The following is a 13,446-nucleotide window of genomic DNA, read 5'->3' as shown; positions in this document are numbered from 1 at the left end:
CCGCCGCAAGAAACCGAGTTCACACCCCTCGCAGGTTGCGAACAGGTAACGCTGCTGTTGCCAACCCTTGACCGCTGCCCGGAACTTCCCCGATGGTGAGGTCGCTATCGATAAGCGATAAGCGATAAGCGTTCGATGGAGGGTTCGATGGGTTCGGGTTCTCGCCGGCATCTGGTCAAACTGGGTGCTCTCGCCATATCCGCCGCACTGCTCACGGGCTGCTCGACCGGCACCGATTCAGCAGGCGGCGGCAAGAACATCCGCATGCTGGTCAACATCACTCCGGTGCTGACCAAGCAGTTCTACAAGGACCTGGTGGCCGGGTACGTCGCCGATCACCCCGGAGTGAAGGTCACGATTGAGGCGCCCACCGGCAGGGGCATCGAGGACACGCTGAAGCAGCAACTGGCCGCCGGCAGCCCCCCCGACATCCTCGCCGGCGGGCAGAACACGGCTCTCGCCGGACAGATGGCACCGCTGCCCGACGCGCAGTGGGTGAAGGACTCACCGTTCGCGGAGGCGTCCAAACTCGACGGCAAGGTCTGGATGGCCGGGACCGGCGTCCAGCTCCAGTCGCTGGTGTTCTACAACAAGGACGCCTTCACCAAGGCCGGTGTCACCTCGACGCCCAAGACGTTCGACGAGTTCACCGCCGCGCTGCGCAAGCTGAAGAGCGCCGGTTACACGCCGATGCAGACCGGTGGTGAGTGGACCACCGGCGCGCAGGCCCTGATGATGGCCAACCCGAACGTCATGAACACCGAGCCGCAGTGGTACGCGAAGCGGAACAAGGGCTCCGTGACCTTCGCCGGCAGCAACTACGCCAAGTTCCTCGACGTCTACCAGTCCTGGATCAAGGACGGCCTGGTTCCCAAGGACGCCAACGGCATCAAGTACCAGGACATGATCAACAACTTCACCGCCGGCAAGTCGGCGACGATGGTCATGGGCAACTGGCTGGCGGCCTCACTCGCCGATGCGAAGCCGGGCTTCGACGCGGGCGTGTTCCCCGTCCCCACGTTCGACGGCTCCACGCCGCCGCAGGCCGCCAACCCGGCCATGCCGTACTCGGTGCTCAAGAGCTCCAAGCACACCGCCGAGGCGATCGACCTGGTCAAGTACCTGGTCAGTGACAAGAAGGCGGTCACGAAGGGACTGAGCGCGGAGGGCAACTTCCGTACCGGGTACAGCTACAAGGCCACCCCGCTGACCAACGACATCGCGAAGCTCCTCGACGCCGCCGGCGGCAAGACCGTCGCGATCGGCCCGGGACTGGGCGACAACTCGTCACCGGCGGGCTTCCCCGACGAGCTCAACACCCAGGTCCAGAGCATGTATCTGGGAACGTCGGCGGACAAGGTGGCGGGGGCCATGGACAAGTGGTGGTCCGCGAATGCGCCCAAGTAACGCGACGCTCACCGCTTCTGGACCGTCGGACAACCCGCCGGTCCAGGAGCGCCCCCGTCGCACTCAGCACACTCCCCCGCGCCCGCTGCGCGTACGCGCCGCCCGCAGCCTGTCCAGCATCTTCATGGTCGGCCCCGCACTGGCGGCGGTCGTGGCCTTCATCCTCATCCCCGTCGTGGTCGCCGGACGGCTCAGCTTCACCGACTGGGACGGTTTCTCCGACAGCTACAAATCCCTGGGCCTGGACAACTACGTCCAGCTGTTCCACGACCCGGGCGTGAAGAACGCGGCGTACGTCACGCTCGTGATCGCGGTGGTCGGCACCGTGGCCTGCAACGTCCTCGGTCTGGGCCTCGCGGTCATGCTCAACGGCGAGGGGCGCGTCAAAGCGATACTGCGGGGTCTGTTCTTCTACCCGCACGTGCTCGGCGCGGTCATCATCGGCTTCCTGTGGTCGGCCATCCTGAGCAGTGAGGGAGCCATCAACACGCTCCTGAGCGCCGCGCACCGCTCGAAGATCCCGTTCCTGTCCGATCCTCACTGGGCGCTCGCATCGGTCGTCTTCGTGGTGATCTGGTCGACGTTCGGGGTGAACGTGGTCCTCTACCTGGCCGGGCTGCAGACGATCCCCGAGTCGCTCCTGGAGGCGGCGCGCATCGACGGTGCCTCACGCTGGCAGACGTTCCGCCAGGTCGTGCTGCCGATGCTGGCACCCACGGTGACGATCAACGTGGTCCTCGTACTCGTCCAACTGCTGCGGGTCTACGACCTGGTACTGGCGATGACCGACGGTGGTCCGGCGGGCCACACGCAGACGTACGCGTACCTGGTCCTGTCGGAGTCGTTCCTCAACGGGAAGATCGGCTACGCCTCGGCCCAGAGCATCGTCCTCATGATCGTCATCACGGTGCTCGCCATCGTGGTCGTGGCGCTGCGCCAGCGCAGCGAGAAGGCGGTGGAACAGTGAACCGCAAAGCAGGCAGTCGCGTCGGCTCGGTCATGCTCGGCCTCTTCGCCCTGGTCATGCTGGTGCCGCTGTACCTCGTGATCGTCAACGCGTTCAAGCCGGAGTCGGCGATCCGTCAACGGCCGTTCTCCGCCGCCCCGGGAGTGCTGTCCACGGACCATCTCCGAGCGGCACTGTCGTCACCGGACTACAACATCATCAAGGCGTTCGGCGTCACGGTGATGTTCGTGGTGCTGGTCAACGTGCTGTCCCTGGCCCTGGCCGGGCCGGCCGCCTATGTCATCGCCCGGGGTACCCGCCGGTGGCACAAGGGGATGCTGCTGGTGTTCCTGGCCGGGCTGTTCATCCCCGGGCAGGTCCTGGTCATCCCGGTGATCTACGTGCTGCGCTTCACGGGCCTGATGGGCACGATCCCCGGATTCGTCCTGTACGAGGCGACGTTGACCCTGCCGCTGTCGATGTTCCTGTTCGTGGGCTACATCAAGTCCATCCCCCGGGAGCTCGACGAGGCGGCGCAGATCGACGGCGCGGGCCGGCTGCGCACCTTCTGGCAGGTGATCTTCCCGCTGATGCAGCCGGTCGTGGTCACCGCGATCGTCCTGCACACCATCGGGGTCTGGACGGACTTCGTGAACCCGCAGATCGTGCTGGGCCCGACATCGGGTCTGTACACGGTGATGACCGGCGTGTACTCCGCGATCGGTCTGCACACCACCGACCTGTCCGTGGTCTATCCGACGCTGCTGCTGGCCATCGCGCCGGTGCTGATCTTCTTCGTGATCATGCAGCGCAAGATCGTCGGCGGCCTCACCGCCGGCGCGACGAAGGGATGACCGTGGGCAAGCACATGGTGAGCGTGACGGCGTCCGTGCCGGCCTGCGAACCGCCCGCCTGGGCCGTACTGCAACGGCAGTTGTTCTCCGTACTGGACGAGGCATGGCGGGTCTTCGAGGACCGGTACTGCCACCCCGAGGGCGGGCTGCGCTTCGACGGGGTACTGGAAGGCCGTGACGGGGCGGACGACTTCTACGAGCCGTTCTTCAACTGGCCGATGCTGTACATGCTCGGCGGGTCGGACGACCTGCTCGACGCCAGCAAGAAGCACTGGAACGGCGTCACCCGGCAGCTGTCCGAAGCCGGGTTCCTGGTCGACGAGTACGAGCGCGGGTACGACTGGTTCCACCAGGGCGAGTCGCTGCTGATGTTCTACGGGATCTGCGCGGCCGACCCGTCCGACGACACGTTCCGCCGGCGGGCGCTGCGCTTCGCCGAGCTCTACCTGCCCACCTCGCCCGTCGGCAATGTCGACGGCCCGCGGCGGATCATCACGGCCCCGCACACCGGGGCCGGCGGGCCGCGCCGCGGCGTGGACGAGGGATGGGCGCAGGGGTACGGCGCGGAACTGACCAACATGAAGCCGTACGGCCTGCCGCTGGAGGATCTGCCCGGCATCGACAGCTGGGACGACCTGGCCGACCCCGCCAACGCGCGGCGTATGGGCGAGGCGATGGACCGGCGGCTCGGCGACGGCGACGTCGCGGTGAACCTCGCGTCCACCTCGCTGATCGCCAACGCGTGGCTGTACACGGGCGAGGACCGGTACCGCGACTGGCTCGTCGACTACGTGCAGGCCTGGCGTGACCGGGCCGCCGCCGCGGACGGCATCGTCCCCGACAACGTGGGCCCCTCCGGGGAGGTCGGTGAGCTGCACGACGGCCGCTGGTACGGCGGCTCGTACGGCTGGACCTGGCCGCACGGTCTGCACAGCGTCGGCGCGGTCGCTCTCATCGCGGCCATGAACGCCGCGCTGGTCACCGGCGACGACGCGTGGTTCGACCTGGCCCGCGCCCCACTGGACCGGGTGCTGGAAGAGGCGACGCGCGGGCCGGTCCGTGACGGGGAATCCAGCATGGCCTCGACCTGGCTCCAGCGCCTCGGGCCCGACGCCGACGCCGACCTGCAACTGGTGCCCTACCGGAAGGGCATGCACGGCTGGTTCGACCACCAGCCGCTGCAGATCGCCTTCCCGGCCTGGATCTGGTGGTGCTCCGGCGACCCGCAGGACCGGCAGCGGCTCGACCAGGTGGAGCGCGAGTGCGGCTACGACTGGACGACCGTGCACGCCTTCCGCGACAAGGAGGAGGCCGGGCACGAAGCTCCGTGGCTCGCCTACCTCGACGGCCGCAACCCCGACTACCCGGCGCGCGCTCTCGGCATGGCGCTGGGGCAGGTCGCCCGCAGGATGGCACTCGTCCACGAGGACGCGTCGTCGGTCCGCACCGATGACATCCACTGGTGGCAGCGGCTCAATCCCGTGGTGACCGAGATCCTGGTGCAGCTGACCACCGGCGCGCCCGCCGCCCCCTACAACGGGGGGCTCCAGCAGACCCGGGTGCGCTACTGGGACGCCGACCGCAGCCGTCCCGGCCTGCCGGCCGACGTCGCCGCCCTCGTCGAGGAGCTCGACGAGACCCGGGTCGGCGTCCAGTTGGTCAACCTGAGCAATACGCGCGAGCGGCGTGTGGTCGTACAGGCCGGCGCGTTCGCCGAGGACGGCATCGACCACGTCGTGGTGGACCAGCTCGACGACGGCTATCCCGGCCCGAACCGCGCCTACCGGGCCGATGAGTTCACGACCAGTACCCGGCGCATCGACGTGCACGACAACCACCTTCTGGTGGTCCTGCCGCCGGGGACCCGGCTCGGCCTGTCCATGCAGGTCCGGCGCCACCAATTCACCCCGAGCCACCCCACGTTCGACCGATTCCAGGAGAAGCAGAATGACGACCGATGAACAGGCCCAGCCGGTGTTTCCCCTCCCGGTGCGCGGTGACGCGTACCAGCGGGCCGATGCCGAACTGGTGGGGCAGATGGGCCAGGTGAGCAGCGCCACCGCGTGCGCGAAGCTCCACGGCATGGGCATCAGGCGCACGTGGATGGAGGGGCCGCAGCCCCTCGCGACCGGGCAGAAGATCGCCGGTTCGGCGCTGACGCTCCAGTTCATGCCGCAGCGCGAGGACATCGCCAGCGGCCTGGCCCAGGAGGCCGTCGAGCGCCAGACCGCCCTGTGGGCGGTGCTGGAGGCGGTACAGCCCGGTGACGTGCTCGTCATCCAGGCGTACGGGTCGGCGTTCAGCGGCTGCGTCGGCGACATGCTCGTCCGCTACTTCAAGCGCAAGGGCGGCGCCGGCATCGTCGTCGACGGCCGGATCCGGGACGCTCCTCGGGTCCGCGAGCTCGGCGTGCCGATCTGGTGCACCGGCACCACCCCGCACTACGCCTCCCAGTCGGAGCTGTTCCCCTGGGCGTACGACGTGCCGGTTGCCGCCGGCGGGGTGCTGTGCCTGCCCGGCGACATCGTGGTCGCCGATGACGACGGCGCCGTCGTCGTCCCCCAGGCGACCGCGCCGGAGGTGGTCGCCACGGCCCAGGACCACCAGGAGTGGGAGGTGTTCAGCCGGATGCGGCTCGACCAGGGCGCCCGGCTCGGCAACTACTACCCGCTGACCTCGGAGTCGCGCGCGGAGTACGAGCAGTGGCGCGACCAGCAGCGGTCGTCGCAGCGATGAATCAGGTCTCGGGCCCGGGTGTGCTGGGCCGCACCGGTCTCACGGTCGGCAGGCTCGGCCTGGGCTGTGCGCCCCTGGGCAACCTGTACGAGGCGGTTGCGGAGCAGGACGCCGCCGGCACGGTGCGTGCCGCGCTGGCCGGCGGGACGCGCCTGTTCGACACCGCGCCCCGGTACGGCCACGGCGTGTCCGAACAGCGCCTCGGCCAGGTGCTGGCCGGGGTGCCCAGGTCCGAGGTCGTCGTCGCGACCAAGGTCGGATATCTCCTCACCGACGACGGGGCCGAGCCGGACTTCTCCTATGACGGCACCATGCGGTGCCTGGAGGAGAGCCTGACCCGGCTCGGCCTGGACCGGGTGGACATCGCGCATGTCCACGACCCCGACCACCACGAGCAGGAGGCCCTCGCGGGGGCCTTCCGCGCCCTGGTCGACCTGCGGGAGCAGGGCGTGGTGTCGGCGGTGGGCGCGGGCATGAACCAGAGCGCCATGCTGGAGCGGATCGTCACGCGGGTCGACGTGGACTGCGTGCTGCTGGCCGGCCGGTACACCCTCCTCGACCAGGACGCTCTGACGGGCCTGCTGCCCGCCTGCGAGGCCCGCGGTGTCGGGGTCGTCCTGGGCGGGGTGTACAACTCGGGCCTGCTGGCCGATCCACGGCCCGGCGCGAAGTACGACTACCGGGCTGCCGAGCCGCACCAGGTTGCCGCCGCACTGGCCATCGCGGAGATCTGTGCCCGCCACGGGGTGCCGCTGAAGGCGGCGGCCCTGCAGTTCGGGTGGGGTCATCCTGCCGTGTCCACGCTGGTCGTCGGAGCCAGGACGGCCGATGAAGTGCGGGAGAACCTCGCCATGGCGCAGACCACCGTCCCCGCCGATCTGTGGGCGGAGCTGCGCGCGGCGGGGCTGCTCCCGCAGGAGGTGCCGACGCCGTGACCGCCATCGACGCCCACGTCCACCTGTGGGACCCCGGCCTGCACGACCACGCGTGGCTGCGGTCCGCGGGTGAACTGCACCGCCCCTTCCTCCTCGACGACCTCACGACGGCCGCCGGACCCGTGTCGGCTGTCGTCGTGCAGGCCGGGCGGACCGTGGACGAGGCCCGTTGGCTGCTGGGTCTGGCCGCGCGGTCCGCCCGGCTCGCCGGAGTCGTCGTCCACGCGGATCTCGCCGATCCGTCCGCTGTGGACACGATCGACGCATTGCGTGCGGAGGAAGGGGGTTCGGCGCTGGTCGGGGTCCGTGACCCGGTCGGGGCGGGCGACGGCGCCCGCCTCGGACTGCCCCAGGTGCGGCGCTCACTCGCGGCTCTCGGTGAGCGGGGCCTGACGGTGGATCTGCTGCTGGGCCACGGGACCCTGCCCGAGGCACACGCGGCGGCCAGGGATCTGCCGCAGGTGCGGTTCGTCGTCGACCACGCCGCGATCTCCGCCGTCGACGTACGGCGCGACGGCCTCACGGAGTGGGCCGCGCAGCTGGCGCCACTGGGCCGACTGCCCCACGTGGTATGCAAGTTGTCGGGACTCGGCAAGGCCATCGCCGAACCGGACGGTGTATCCATGGATGCCGTGGCTCGGGTGCTGCTGGACGTGTTCGGGCCACGCCGGCTCATGTTCGGATCCGACTGGCCGGTCAGCACCCAGTGGTCGGCGTACGAGGATGTGGCCGGGGCCACGGCCCGTGTACTGGGCGGACTGACCACGGACGAGGCCGAGGCAGTACGGGGCGGAACGGCCATCGGGGCCTACGGACTCGATCCGGCGGGCACGTCCGCCACCGGCAGGACGACAATGATGCGGCAGAGGGAGCACTGATGACTGGTCTGAACGATCTGCTCGAACAGAACAGAGGCATGACGTCCGGCGGGCTGCTGTCCGACCGGGTGTACCGACTGCTGCGTTCGGCCATCCTGAGCGGCGAGATGGCGCCGGATCAGCGGATCGTCGAATCCGACATCGCCAAGCGCCTGGGCATCAGCCAGGCTCCCGTGCGCGAGGCCGTCAAACGGCTGGTGCACGAGAGCCTGGTCACTCATGTGCCACGGCTGGGCAGCCGGGTCGCCAGCATCTCGATCGAGCAGGCCGAGCAGGCAAGGGGACTGCGCGGTCTGCTGGAGGAGTTCGCGGCCCGAGCCGCCGCCGAGCGCCGTGCCGAGGGCTACGTCGACCAGCTGAACGCCGTGGTCGACGACATGCGCAAGGCGGTCCTGCACGACGACCCGAGCAGCTTCCGCGACAGCGACATGGCCTTCCACCGCCTCGTCTGCCAGGCCAGCGGCAACCACCTGCTCCCGCGGTTGTGGGAGGTGATGGAGCCCAGTCTCTGGACCCTGCGCGTGGTGTCCAACCCGTTCTACACCGGCAGCCGCGACAAGCTGGTCGACGAACACGCACGCCTGCTCGACATACTCGTCAACGGCCGGGAGGACGAGGCCGCGGAGGCCTTCCGCCGCCACGCGACCGGTACGGCCGGGCCGTCGCAGCACGACGCATAGGACCGTCCGGACGCACCCGGCAGCCGCGCGCGATCCGTACCGCGACCGTGTTCACCCAGTTCCGCGGTGAACGGTACGGGTCGCCCCCTGCGTAACTGAACCGACGTACGTGAACTGGCGTACGTGAACCGGCGTATGAACTGGCTTACGTGAGCGACGCGTTCGCCGGTCACTCCCTTGAACTTTCCTGTCCCGGCACCGACTTGGGTGGCCCGGCCACGGCCCGGCCACCCGATCGCCGCCCCGGCGCCGGGGCGTGCCCGGAAGGCCGGGCCGCTGCCGGCCGTGGACGCGGCTCAGCCACGCATCGAACGACATCTGGAGGTTCCGCATGCCCCGGCAAGGCGCGCATGCCACCGGCTCCACCGATACCACCCGGATCCTGCTCACGGGCGCCGCGGGCAAGGTCGGCACGCTGCTGCGGCCGTTGGCCGCGCGGGAGGGCCGCACGCTGCGGCTCCTCGACATCGCCACGCCGCCCGCCGTCGAGGGGAGCGGTGCGGAGGAGACCGTGATCGCCTCCCTCACCGACACCGAGGCGCTGCTGGACGCCTGCCGGGGCGTCAGCGCGATCGTCCATCTCGGCGGCCAGAGCGCCGAGTCCACCCTGGACGACGTCCTGGACCGCAACGTGCGCGGGACACTGAACCTCCTGGAGGCGGCCCGGCTGGCCGGTGTGCCCCGGGTCGTCCTCGCCTCCTCGACCCACGCCGTCGGCTTCCACCCGTACGAGGGCACTCCGGTCGCCGCGGACGTCACGGCCCGCCCGGACACCCTGTACGGCTGGAGCAAGGCCGCGGTCGAGTCCGCCGGGCGCCTGTACCACGACCGTTTCGGCATGGACGTCATCTGTCTGCGCATCGGAAGCTGGTTCCCGAAGCCGAACGGGATCCGGGGGCTGTCCACCTGGCTGTCACCGGCCGACGGGCACCGCCTCGTCGAAGCCTGCCTGAGCTGCCGCGAACCCGGCTACCGGATCGTCTGGGGGGTCAGCCGCAACACCCGGGGCTGGGTGAGCCCGGCCGAAGGTGAGGCGATCGGCTACCACCCGCTCGACGACGCCGAGCAGTTCGCGCCCGAGGTGCTCGCCGAGTGCGGGCCGCCGGACCCCACCGACCCGATCGCACCCCGGCTCGGAGGCGACTGGTGCGCCATTCCGCTGGGGCGGACCTCGTGACGGCCGTCCGCTGATCACTGCCATCTGCTCGTACTCGTCACAGTCGGCCGGGCACCGCCGCGGCCGAGGCAACCCTTGAAGTGGAGATTCATCCATGAATACCGTGAAATGCGATGAACGAACAACGCGCCTCCCGGGACCGCTCTCCTTCCCTCTGACTCCCTTCGACGAAGCCGACGAGGTCGACCTGGACGTCTTCGCCGCTCACGTCGAGGCACAGATCGCCGCCGGACCCGGCGGGCTGTTCGTGGCGTGCGGCACCGGCGAGTTCCCCGCGCTCGGGCTCGACGAGTACCGGCAGGTCGTGGCCACCGCGGTGAAGCAGGCCGCCGGACGCGTACCGGTGTTCGCCGGGGCGGGCGGAGGCCCGCGGGTGGCACGGGAGTTCGCGCTGGCCGCGCAGGAATGCGGCGTCGACGGGCTGCTGTTGATGCCCCCGTATCTGCTGACGTCCACCCCGCAGGGGCTGGTGCGCCACATCCGCTACGTCGCCGCGGCCACACCGCTGCCGATCACCGTCTACCAGCGGGCCAACGCGGTCCTCGATCCGGCCACCGCGGTGGAACTGCTCGACATCCCGAACATCGCGGGCATCAAGGACGGCCGCGGTGACGTGGACGCGATGCTGCGCCTGGTCACCGCCGTGCGTACCAGCGGACACCCCCGCGCCGCCGAGTTCGGGTTCCTCAACGGCCTGCCGACCGCGGAACTCAGCGCACGGGCGTACGCGGCGATCGGCGTGGAGAGCTACTCCTCGGCGGTGCACTGCTTCGCCCCCGACATCGCCACCGCGTTCCACCGGGCCGTGCGCGACGGCGACGAGGTGGCGCAGCAGACGCTTCTGACGGAGTTCTACCTGCCGTTCGCCGCGCTGCGCGACCGCGTGCCGGGCTACGCCGTCTCCCTGGTCAAGGCCGGTGCGCGGCTGGCCGGTCTGGCCGTCGGTCCGGTCCGGCCGCCGTTGGTCGAGGCCACCCCGGACCACGTCGCACAACTCGCGTCCCTCGTGGACCGCGGGCGCACGGCGCTCCGTCGCTTGGAGGAGTCCCGCGCATGACCACTGATTCCCGTACGAGGAAGGGCCTCATGGAGCCGCAGAGCCCGTCAGGGCACCCCACGATCGTCGACATCCGCATCACCCCCATCGCGTTCCCTGATCCGCCGTTGCTCAACGCCGTGGGCTGCCACGAGCCGTGGGCCCTGCGCGCGATCATCGAAATCGACTGCGGGGACGGGCTCATCGGGCTCGGCGAGACCTACGGCGACGCCTCGCACCTGGCGGTGCTGCGTACGGTGGCGCCGCTGCTGATCGGGCTGGACCCGTTCCGTACCGAATACATCAGGTCCGTGGTGGACGGGCTGCTCGGCACCGCTGACGCGCCGTCGGAGAAGCTCGGTCCGTCCGGCGGCATGGGACCGGAGAAGGTGTCGCTGCGGGTCTTCTCCGCGTTCGAGGTCGCCTGCCTCGACGTACAGGGCCAGGCGATCGGCCGTCCGGTCCACGATCTCCTCGGCGGCCGGGTACGCGACGCGGTGCCCTTCTCGGCGTACCTGTTCTACAAGTGGGCGCAGCATCCCGGCGACGGACCGGACCTCTTCGGCGCCGCGCTCGACCCTGCCGGGATCGTGGCCCAGGCCCGGACGATGGTGGAGCAGTACGGCTTCCGGTCGATCAAGTTGAAGGGTGGTGTCTTCGCTCCCGACGTGGAGCTCGACGCCATTCGCGCGCTGCGCGCGGAGTTCCCCACGCTGCCGCTGCGCATCGATCCCAACGCGGCGTGGAGCGTCGAGACGTCCCGCCGGGTCGCCGCCGAGACACAGGGCCTGCTGGAATATCTCGAAGATCCGACCGAGGGCCTGGCCGGCATGGCCGCTGTCGCGGAGACCGCCGGGATGCCGCTGGCCACCAACATGTGTGTGGTCTCCTTCGACCACATCCCCGAGGCCGTCGAACGCGGCTCGGTCCAGGTCATCCTGTCGGATCACCACTACTGGGGCGGGCTGCGGCAGTCCGTGCGTCTGGCGGGCATCTGCGAGACCTGGGGCCTCGGCCTGTCGATGCACTCCAACAGCCATCTCGGGATCAGTCTCGCCGCGATGACCCATCTCGGCGCGGCGCTGCCGCAGCTGTCCTACGCAGCCGACACCCACACGCCGTGGCAGCTGGGCGTCGACGTGGTGGAAAACCCGCTGACCTTCGTCGACGGGGCCGTGCCGGTGCCGATGTCGCCGGGGCTCGGCGTGCGGCTGGACCGGGATGCGCTCGCCCGGCTGCATGAGAACTACCTCCGGCAGGGCATCACCGGACGCGACGACACGGGGTACATGCGGCGGTTCCACCCGGACTTCGACCCGGCAAAGCCTCGGTGGTGACCGGGGGTCCCTTCGAGGTGGCGCCGCGGCCCCGACCGCGGCGCCATGACGCCTTCAGTTGGTGTACTGGCAGAGTCCCCGCGGCAGGTAGACCCCGTGTCCGGGCTTCCCCACGTACGCACGACGGTCGATCACCGGGACCCCGCGGGACAGCACGGTTTCGACCCGCCCCGTCACGCGCTTGCCCTCGTAGGCCGAGTAGTCCACGTTCATGTGGTGCGTCTCGGCGGACATGATCTGCTCGGCATGCGGGTCGTAGACGACGACATCGGCGTCGGCGCCCGGGGCGATCGTGCCCTTCTTCGGGTAGAGGCCGAACATCCGGGCCGGGCCGGCGCAGGCGATCTCGATCCAGCGGCGGCGGGAGAGGTGGCCGTCGACGACTGCCTGGTGGAGCAGGTCCATCCGGTTCTCCACGCCGGGCATCCCGTTGGGGATCTTCGAGAAGTCGCCGCGTCCCCGTTCCTTCTGCCCGGTGAAGCAGAAGGGGCAGTGGTCGGTGGAGACGACCTGGAGGTCGTTCCTGCGCAGTCCGCGCCAGAGTGATTCCTGGTGCTCCCGTGGCCGCAGGGGCGTGGAGCAGACGTACTTGGCGCCCTCGAAGTCCGGTTCGGCGAGGTTGTCCGTGGAGAGGAAGAGGTACTGCGGGCAGGTCTCGCCGAAGACGTCGAGCCCCTGGGTGCGGGCCCTCGTCAGCTCGGCGAGCGCCTCGTCGGCCGAGACGTGCACCACGTACAGCGGGGCCCCGGCCACCTGGGCGAGTTTGATCGCGCGGTGGGTGGCCTCGGCCTCCAGCAGGGCCTTGCGCACCTCGCCGTGGTAGCGCGGGTCGGTACGGCCCTCGGCCAGCGCCTGCTCCACGAGCACGTCGATCGCGATGCCGTTCTCGGCGTGCATCATGATCAGCCCGCCGTTGGACCCGGCCCGCTGCATCGCCCGCAGGATCTGTCCGTCGTCGCTGTAGAACACCCCGGGGTAGGCCATGAACAGCTTGAAGGAGGTCACCCCCTCCCCCACCAGGAGGTCCATCTCCTTCAGCGTGGAGGGGTTCACGTCGGACATGATCATGTGGAACCCGTAGTCCACGGCGCACCGGCCGTCGGCCTTCGCGTACCAGGCGTCGAGCCCTTCGCGCAGCGAGCCGCCGACCGACTGGATGGCGAAGTCGACGATGGTGGTGGTGCCGCCCCAGGCGGCGGCCCGGGTACCGGTCTCGAAGGTGTCCGCCGCGAAGGTGCCGCCGAAGGGCATCTCCATGTGCGTATGGGCGTCGACCCCGCCGGGCAGCACGTACTTGCCGGTGGCGTCGATCGTACGGTCGGCGGTCCAGCCCTCCGACGCGGTGCTGCCGTGCGCGGCGAGTGCGGCGATGCGGCCGTCCTCGATGAGGACATCGGCGTGGGTCTCCTCCGCGGCGGTGATGACGAGACCGCCGCGGATCAAGGTGCGGGTACTCATGG

The 13,446-nt window shown here is 69.9% G+C and carries 12 protein-coding genes; 11 read left to right on the top strand and 1 reads right to left on the bottom strand.

Annotation, left to right across the window (positions count from 1 at the left end; genetic code table 11):
• Nucleotides 1-147: 147 nt before the first annotated feature.
• The 11 genes from OG709_RS30680 to OG709_RS30630 all read left to right on the top strand — a co-directional run bounded on the left by OG709_RS30680 (nucleotide 148) and on the right by OG709_RS30630 (nucleotide 11,986).
• A complete protein-coding gene (locus OG709_RS30680) occupies nucleotides 148-1,407 on the top strand; it encodes an ABC transporter substrate-binding protein (RefSeq protein ID WP_250306449.1) in 1,260 nt (419 codons plus the stop codon).
• The gene (locus tag OG709_RS30675) at nucleotides 1,394-2,374 is read left to right on the top strand and encodes a carbohydrate ABC transporter permease (protein WP_250306450.1); all 981 of its coding nucleotides are present in this window, start codon (nucleotides 1,394-1,396) and stop codon (nucleotides 2,372-2,374) included. Before OG709_RS30680 ends, OG709_RS30675 begins: the two co-directional genes overlap by 14 nt.
• Nucleotides 2,371-3,207, top strand: a complete 837-nt coding sequence (locus OG709_RS30670) for a carbohydrate ABC transporter permease (protein WP_250306451.1) — start codon at nucleotides 2,371-2,373, stop codon at nucleotides 3,205-3,207. Before OG709_RS30675 ends, OG709_RS30670 begins: the two co-directional genes overlap by 4 nt.
• Before the next feature lie 2 nt (nucleotides 3,208-3,209).
• On the top strand, nucleotides 3,210-5,168 hold the full coding sequence (locus OG709_RS30665; RefSeq protein ID WP_250306452.1) for a hypothetical protein: 1,959 nt from the start codon (nucleotides 3,210-3,212) through the stop codon (nucleotides 5,166-5,168).
• On the top strand, nucleotides 5,155-5,943 hold the full coding sequence (locus OG709_RS30660) for a ribonuclease activity regulator RraA (protein ID WP_250306453.1): 789 nt from the start codon (nucleotides 5,155-5,157) through the stop codon (nucleotides 5,941-5,943). Before OG709_RS30665 ends, OG709_RS30660 begins: the two co-directional genes overlap by 14 nt.
• Nucleotides 5,940-6,878, top strand: a complete 939-nt coding sequence (locus OG709_RS30655; protein WP_266646239.1) for an aldo/keto reductase — start codon at nucleotides 5,940-5,942, stop codon at nucleotides 6,876-6,878. Before OG709_RS30660 ends, OG709_RS30655 begins: the two co-directional genes overlap by 4 nt.
• On the top strand, nucleotides 6,875-7,756 hold the full coding sequence (locus OG709_RS30650; RefSeq protein ID WP_250306454.1) for an amidohydrolase family protein: 882 nt from the start codon (nucleotides 6,875-6,877) through the stop codon (nucleotides 7,754-7,756). Before OG709_RS30655 ends, OG709_RS30650 begins: the two co-directional genes overlap by 4 nt.
• Nucleotides 7,756-8,436, top strand: a complete 681-nt coding sequence (locus OG709_RS30645; RefSeq protein ID WP_250306456.1) for a GntR family transcriptional regulator — start codon at nucleotides 7,756-7,758, stop codon at nucleotides 8,434-8,436. The genes OG709_RS30650 and OG709_RS30645 overlap by 1 nt, the downstream gene beginning before the upstream one ends.
• Nucleotides 8,437-8,767: 331 nt before the next feature.
• On the top strand, nucleotides 8,768-9,613 hold the full coding sequence (locus OG709_RS30640) for an NAD-dependent epimerase/dehydratase family protein (RefSeq protein WP_250306458.1): 846 nt from the start codon (nucleotides 8,768-8,770) through the stop codon (nucleotides 9,611-9,613).
• A 94-nt stretch (nucleotides 9,614-9,707) separates the two neighbouring features.
• Nucleotides 9,708-10,670, top strand: coding sequence for a 5-dehydro-4-deoxyglucarate dehydratase (locus OG709_RS30635; protein WP_250306460.1), 963 nt, complete (start codon nucleotides 9,708-9,710; stop codon nucleotides 10,668-10,670).
• 29 nt (nucleotides 10,671-10,699) lie between these two features.
• On the top strand, nucleotides 10,700-11,986 hold the full coding sequence (locus OG709_RS30630) for a glucarate dehydratase family protein (RefSeq protein ID WP_250306486.1): 1,287 nt from the start codon (nucleotides 10,700-10,702) through the stop codon (nucleotides 11,984-11,986).
• Between the two features lie 54 nt (nucleotides 11,987-12,040).
• Here the strand turns inward: OG709_RS30630 and hydA are convergent, their stop codons facing one another.
• Complete coding sequence (gene hydA, locus OG709_RS30625; protein ID WP_250306462.1) at nucleotides 12,041-13,444, bottom strand: dihydropyrimidinase; 1,404 nt, start codon at nucleotides 13,442-13,444, stop codon at nucleotides 12,041-12,043.
• Nucleotides 13,445-13,446: the final 2 nt, after the last annotated feature.

Source organism: Streptomyces sp. NBC_01267, from assembly GCF_036241575.1.
Classification (GTDB): Bacteria; Actinomycetota; Actinomycetes; order Streptomycetales; family Streptomycetaceae; genus Streptomyces.
Note: the sequence above shows the minus strand (reverse complement) of the source record. Positions and strands in the feature narration are given on the sequence as shown.

Bases quoted from the DNA above. Each gene is read 5' to 3' on its own strand.
- OG709_RS30680 (WP_250306449.1), top strand. From the start codon at position 148: ATGGGTTCGGGTTCTCGCCGGCATCTGGTCAAACTGGGTGCTCTCGCC.
- hydA (WP_250306462.1), bottom strand. From the start codon at position 13,444: ATGAGTACCCGCACCTTGATCCGCGGCGGTCTCGTCATCACCGCCGCG.
- OG709_RS30675 (WP_250306450.1), top strand. From the start codon at position 1,394: ATGCGCCCAAGTAACGCGACGCTCACCGCTTCTGGACCGTCGGACAAC.
- OG709_RS30645 (WP_250306456.1), top strand. From the start codon at position 7,756: ATGACTGGTCTGAACGATCTGCTCGAACAGAACAGAGGCATGACGTCC.
- OG709_RS30635 (WP_250306460.1), top strand. From the start codon at position 9,708: ATGAATACCGTGAAATGCGATGAACGAACAACGCGCCTCCCGGGACCG.
- OG709_RS30640 (WP_250306458.1), top strand. From the start codon at position 8,768: ATGCCCCGGCAAGGCGCGCATGCCACCGGCTCCACCGATACCACCCGG.
- OG709_RS30655 (WP_266646239.1), top strand. From the start codon at position 5,940: ATGAATCAGGTCTCGGGCCCGGGTGTGCTGGGCCGCACCGGTCTCACG.
- OG709_RS30630 (WP_250306486.1), top strand. From the start codon at position 10,700: ATGGAGCCGCAGAGCCCGTCAGGGCACCCCACGATCGTCGACATCCGC.
- OG709_RS30660 (WP_250306453.1), top strand. From the start codon at position 5,155: ATGACGACCGATGAACAGGCCCAGCCGGTGTTTCCCCTCCCGGTGCGC.